Annotated in this window: 7 protein-coding genes and 4 pseudogenes; 9 read left to right on the plus strand and 2 right to left on the minus strand. The window is 55.7% G+C overall.

All coding sequences use genetic code 11. The features are described 5' to 3' along the window. The 3 genes and pseudogenes from GVL52_RS27650 to GVL52_RS27660 all read left to right on the plus strand — a co-directional run. Positions 1-114 (plus strand): annotated as a pseudogene (locus GVL52_RS27650) (IS5/IS1182 family transposase); the annotation flags it as partial. A gap of 70 nt (positions 115-184) precedes the next feature. Then, positions 185-904 carry an acyl-CoA dehydrogenase family protein gene (locus GVL52_RS27655; protein WP_160012610.1) on the plus strand — a complete coding sequence of 240 codons (720 nt, stop codon included), beginning with the start codon at positions 185-187 and terminating at the stop codon, positions 902-904. After that, positions 853-1137: a hypothetical protein gene (locus GVL52_RS27660; protein WP_160012611.1), complete on the plus strand. Its 285-nt coding sequence runs from the start codon at positions 853-855 to the stop codon at positions 1135-1137. The genes GVL52_RS27655 and GVL52_RS27660 overlap by 52 nt, the downstream gene beginning before the upstream one ends. A gap of 157 nt (positions 1138-1294) precedes the next feature. On the opposite strand, the gene GVL52_RS30530 is transcribed toward GVL52_RS27660, so the two are convergent. Next, entirely contained in the window at positions 1295-1687 is a 393-nt protein-coding gene (locus GVL52_RS30530) for a hypothetical protein (protein WP_200847920.1), read from the minus strand. Between GVL52_RS30530 and GVL52_RS31050 the strand changes: the two genes are divergently transcribed. The 6 genes and pseudogenes from GVL52_RS31050 to GVL52_RS27685 all read left to right on the plus strand — a co-directional run bounded on the left by GVL52_RS31050 (position 1581) and on the right by GVL52_RS27685 (position 4253). After that, positions 1581-2207 carry a cupin domain-containing protein gene (locus tag GVL52_RS31050; protein ID WP_244619316.1) on the plus strand — a complete coding sequence of 209 codons (627 nt, stop codon included), beginning with the start codon at positions 1581-1583 and terminating at the stop codon, positions 2205-2207. The two genes, GVL52_RS30530 and GVL52_RS31050, sit on opposite strands and share 107 nt — an antisense overlap. Continuing rightward, positions 2146-2412 (plus strand): annotated as a pseudogene (locus tag GVL52_RS31055) (transposase); the annotation flags it as partial. The gene GVL52_RS31050 and the pseudogene GVL52_RS31055, both read left to right, overlap by 62 nt. Before the next feature lie 48 nt (positions 2413-2460). After that, positions 2461-2616 (plus strand): annotated as a pseudogene (locus GVL52_RS31060) (hypothetical protein); the annotation flags it as partial. 297 nt (positions 2617-2913) lie between these two features. Further along, entirely contained in the window at positions 2914-3285 is a 372-nt protein-coding gene (locus GVL52_RS27675) for a translation initiation factor 2 (RefSeq protein ID WP_160012612.1), read from the plus strand. Between the two features lie 137 nt (positions 3286-3422). Continuing rightward, complete coding sequence (locus GVL52_RS31065) at positions 3423-3974, plus strand: PH domain-containing protein (protein ID WP_160012613.1); 552 nt, start codon at positions 3423-3425, stop codon at positions 3972-3974. Between the two features lie 3 nt (positions 3975-3977). After that, positions 3978-4253 carry a hypothetical protein gene (locus tag GVL52_RS27685; protein ID WP_160012614.1) on the plus strand — a complete coding sequence of 92 codons (276 nt, stop codon included), beginning with the start codon at positions 3978-3980 and terminating at the stop codon, positions 4251-4253. A gap of 735 nt (positions 4254-4988) precedes the next feature. Here GVL52_RS27685 and GVL52_RS27690 read toward each other — a convergent pair. Further along, a pseudogene (locus GVL52_RS27690) lies at positions 4989-5090 on the minus strand (IS5/IS1182 family transposase); the annotation flags it as partial.

Consider the following 5090-nt stretch of genomic DNA (forward strand, 5'->3'; position numbering starts at 1 on the left):
TTCAGCAAAATCAAACAGTTCAGAGGCATCGCAACCCGATACGACAAAGACCCGGCAAACTTTCTCGCTGCCGTCAAACTAGCAGCGGCAAGAATTTGGATCAGATCGTTATGAGTCTACGGCCTAGCAAAAGGCCGTCGATACAAACTCTGGCGCCTGTCATCAGATTAACAAGGAAATTACGATGCCGATGGAAGCAATCCCCTCAATCGAGACCCTTCTGGAGCGAGCAGTGGCACTTCGACCCATGCTGCACGAGCAGCAGGCTGCCTGCGAGGAGCGCAGCTACCCCTCCAGGGACGTGTACGAGGCGTTCAAGGCTAATGGGTTTTTTCGCGTCGTCACCCCGAAGATCTACGGCGGCTTCGAGAAGTCGCTTCGTGACTATTACAGTCTAGTCATCGAGATCGCCCGTGGCTGCCCTTCAACCGGGTGGTGGTTTGCTCTGGGGGCGACCCACGCGGTGCAGATCTCGTCCTACTGCGCCCCCGAAACTCAAAGAAAGGTCTTCGCCTTCGATCCAGACTTTTCCGGCCCCTGGACCTGGACCGCGCCCAACGCAACGATCATCAAGGAGAACGGTGGCTATCGATTGAGCGGGACCTGGCATTTCGCATCCGGCGGACCGCATTCGAGTTTCATGATGGCGGGGTTGACCGTGCCCGTGGAGGGGTTCGGGGAGAATTCCAAGGTGACGGCGCTGGTGCCGCGCGGCTCCTATGAAATCCTCAATGACTGGGGCGACGTCATCGGCGTGCGTGGCAGCGGTTCGAACAGCGTGCGCATCGACAACATCTTTGTCCCCGACGATATGCTGCCCTGTCGGGCGGCGATCTTTATCTCGAGAACTCCATGCTTGCCGTTTCCGGAAAGGAAGCGTTCGACGAGACAAAAGCGGAGTTGATGGACGGCATGTATCATACGGCCGAAAATATGGTCTATGAGGCCATTGAATCACTCGCCCGCTCAAGCAGTTCCTCGGCCTTGCGCAAGGGACAGAAGATGCAGCGTTACTTCCGGGATATCCTGACACTGACGAGCCGTGGGGACTTCTTCGAGTTCCGCGCGGCAAATCTCGCACAGAACTATCTTGTAAAGGAAGGCTACGTGGCAGCGCCGGCAGCGGCCGCCACCTGACATAATATCCGAGAATTGTCATGCAGCCGCCGGGAACAACGGCGGCTCTTTTTGTTGCCGTTCGGCCAAATGGCCGTTGTCTCAAATGGCCGCAACAAAGAAATGCCGCCAGATCGACGATCTGGCGGCATTTCTTTCTAGTCAGATTGTTGGCCGTTTATTCGACCATTTCGAAAACTTCGTCCGTGGACGCATAGCCGAATGCGCTTTCAAATTTCTCGATGTGCGGACCTGCTTCCGCCTTGAATGAGGCATACGCCTCGGCGCTCGGCCATTCGTCGAAATCGAGGAATTCCGTGGCGCTGGTCGCAGCGCGGTGGCTGATGCGCTTATGCTTTTCAAAGAGAGCGATGATGGGATTGAGATAGTCCATATTCTTGGATGCCCATTCCAGGACAACCTTATGGGCGACGGGGAAGGCGGTCAAATTCGAGACCGGCGACGTGGGACTGCTTGCCGAGCAGCGTCCCTTCGTCCTGAGCAGCGCGCCGAGCGTGACACCTGTGGATGCGGTGACACTCTTCTCGGGTGGGGGGAGCACCACAGCCATGATTGGCGACGGCAGCGCGTTCGAGCATTTCGGTGGGCACGTGCTGTTCAATCCGGCGCAAGCATCGCTCGTGAGGAGTGTTCTCCCGGCTTGGATTCACATCCGGGCGGCATCCCCCGAGGCCGTTGCTTTCCGGGCATTGTTCTCGCAGCTGGTTATAGAGCGCGCCGACGCTATGCCAGGCGGACAGCTTGCTTCGACGCAGCTCACCCAATTGCTGTTCATCCATATCCTGCGGGCGCACCTGAAATCGGGAAGCCCAATGGCCGCCGGCTGGCTGCGCGCCCTGGCTGATGCGAGGATAGCTCCTGCCCTTCGACTGATGCATGGGTCGCCTGACCGCTCCTTGGGTCTCGAGGAGCTCGCCCGTGCCTGCGGCATGTCCAGAACGACGTTTGCGTCGCATTTCAGGGAAAGGCGCATGGCGCTGCCATTGGTCGAGGAGATCCCGCGGTCGACAAGTGATCGGGCCCATCGACTATATGCTGAAGCGATGGGATGGTTTTGCCCGTTTCCTTGACGATGGCCGAATTTGTCTCAGGAACAATGCCGCCGAGCGAGCCCTGAGAGGCATAGCACTTGGTCGTCGGAACTGGACCTTCGCCGGTTCCCAGCGTGGGGCAGATCGTGCCGCCGTCATGCTCACCATCATCACAACATGCCGCCTCAACGACATCGATCCAAAGGCTTGGCTCGCCGACGTGCTGGACCGCATCGCAGAAGTGAAACAGAAGCTCCACTCGATCGCCTTCGACAAGATGGAAGACCCGGTCCTCTACGATCTATATCGGGAGAAACAACGTGAGATGGACCTTCAGCTTTCTCTCATCGCCTCGAGAGAACGAAAGTCGTTCGTCGAACTTGGGCGGGCGATCTATGGTTCAGTCGAACAGAGATTGATGTTCCGCTTCACGCACTTGGAGGGATGATCGGTGAGAAAAGCGCCCGACGTGTTTGGCAGCGATCTGCGCTTGCTGTCGAGGAATCCTAGACAATCAAGTCAAATCCGGGGCGGTATGCTTTGGGGAATCGAAGAAGAAATTGAAGAGGTTATAGTCTATTTCAACTGACAAGACCTGATCGCACGATCACCTTCCTCGCATAAAATGACACGCGGGCTTCGACCCCCGCTTAAGTAACGATCGAATTTCACTTATGCCGTTATTCCAACTTGCCGGCGTTTACTAACGGGGGTAGGTCTCTTTTCTAAGATTTGAGGGAATCAAATGATAACAAAGTTATTGTCGGTCGGGGTCCTCGCGACCCTGTTCGGTTGTGCATCCATCGCCAGGGGCACAACCGAACTCGTTACGATCCAATCAGTGCCGTCGGGCGCCGCTGTCACGACAGACATCGGTTTATCGTGCCCGGTAACGCCCTGCCAGTTGAAGGTGCCCCGTAACAAAGCATTCACGGCTACTGCAAAACTTGGCAATCAGACAGGCACCGTGAAGGTGGACACCGTAGCAACGAACGAGGGCAACAATGCCATGGTTGGTAACGTCGTCGTGGGCGGGTTGATCGGAGCAGCCGTAGATTCTGGAAACGGCGCCAACAAGGACCACAAGCCCAATCCTGCGACGATTTACTTAAAGTGAACAAACCGGCCAGCCCCGCTTGGTCGCCGCACGTGAAGCCGTGACTCCATCTGACGGACGTCCTATCAGGGGGCCGCATTTTCGCTGCCGGATGCTTGTCGATCATAATCATTGCCCACCATTTTTAGGTTACTCGGATGCCATTTGACTTCAAAAACGCGACCAAAACTGAGCTCAAGACCGAGTATGATCGGATCGCCAAAGATATGGGCGACGATCAGTTCTTCACAAAAAAGGAGCTCAATTTCCTGCCTGAGGTTCTCGGAGAGGGCGAGCAGGTTCTCGCTTTTACCTCAGGACTGATGGATGGAAACACGTGGCTCATCACGCTTACGGACCGCCGCATCATTTTTCTCGATAAAGGGATGGTCTTCGGTTTGAAACAATCGAGCATCAGCCTTGACAAGGTCAACGCCGTAAGCGGCGAGACCGGCATCATTTTTGGATCGATCAAAATCGAGGATGGCGCCACTCAGCGCGAAATTCGCAACGTTCTAAAGAAGACCGTGGTCAAATTCGTAAATAAAGTCCGCGATGCTTTGGAAGCGCGCAAGTCGCCGGCCTCCACGAATCCAGGACCCGCGGCGGACGTCGTTTCGATGTTGGAGCGGCTGGCCGCTCTGAAGACGAGCGGCGCGCTGACAGACGCAGAGTTCGAGATGCAAAAAGCGAAATTGCTGGCAGGCTAAGGCATGGCGCTCTGGGCTATAATGTGTTTGCTTATCGGCGCGGTAGCACTGTACTTCTGCGTCGGCATCACACTTCGTTTCCTTTGGGAATGGTGGATTTTGATCATCTCTACCCCAACCCTTGCGACCGTTGGCTTGATGTCTGGTTGGATCGGTGCCAGCGTGTCTTTGGCGCTTTGGCTTTACACCTTGTCAGCCAACAATGACTGGCACTCTAGGACGCTGTACTTTGCCGGAGCGGAATGGCTGGAGCGCACTTTCAGCCTCTCCGATGCCTGACGTACACGTCTAGCGGACAAAGCGCGTCTCGCGGACTGCTATGCTTCGCTGATTGCTGAGCAGTCGCGCATGCCGCAATCGGACCAAACGGCAGGCCTCCTGGTTCCTCATGCACAATTTTATGGAACCAGACGTCTCGCAAGGTATTGCTACCATTGAACTCTTTTCGAGTCCGACTCTTAATAAAGTATCTGATCCATGGGGAGCGTTAGTCGACTGGTATCGCGATCTCCGCGTGGCACAGGTCAAATATGAGCTAATCCGTGACGCGAGCGCTCTTGAGCAGCATCTACCGGCGCCATCTGAGTAGGTTCGGTGGCGCCGATATCGGTTGTGACGAACTCGTTTAGGGCGCGTATCAACCTGTATTGCTATGCGCGGCCGCAAGAATTCCTTTGCCGCGCCGAAGTAATTCCCATGCGCCCCGTGCGAAAAGATCGGCTAGTGCGTTTCGCTCTCGATCCACGAAATCTGCGACGAAATCAAACGCCGGTCGTCTGGTACCGATCTTCATTGGCTTGTGGCGGATACGCCACGCCCGATAATTGACCTCTGTCAATGCAGCCTAAGAGAGATCGCGCGATCATCTTTATCGTCCGTTGCGATTAGCACGCAAGACACGCGAGAAGCATGTTTTTCACTGGAGAGAACAATGCTCGTTGAAGAGGCAATGACCCCGTCGCCAACCACCATCGGACCATATGCCAGCCTCTTAGAGTCGGACTCGAAAAGAGTTCAATGGTAGCAATAGCTTGCGAGACGTCTGGTGACGAGGCGGATATGGGCGATCATGATCCATGCCTCGGCTGAAGCGATGGATTTTTCGACGTCCTTCGC

The sequence above is a fragment of the Rhizobium sp. 18055 genome, from assembly GCF_902706285.1.
GTDB lineage: Bacteria > Pseudomonadota > Alphaproteobacteria > Rhizobiales > Rhizobiaceae > Rhizobium.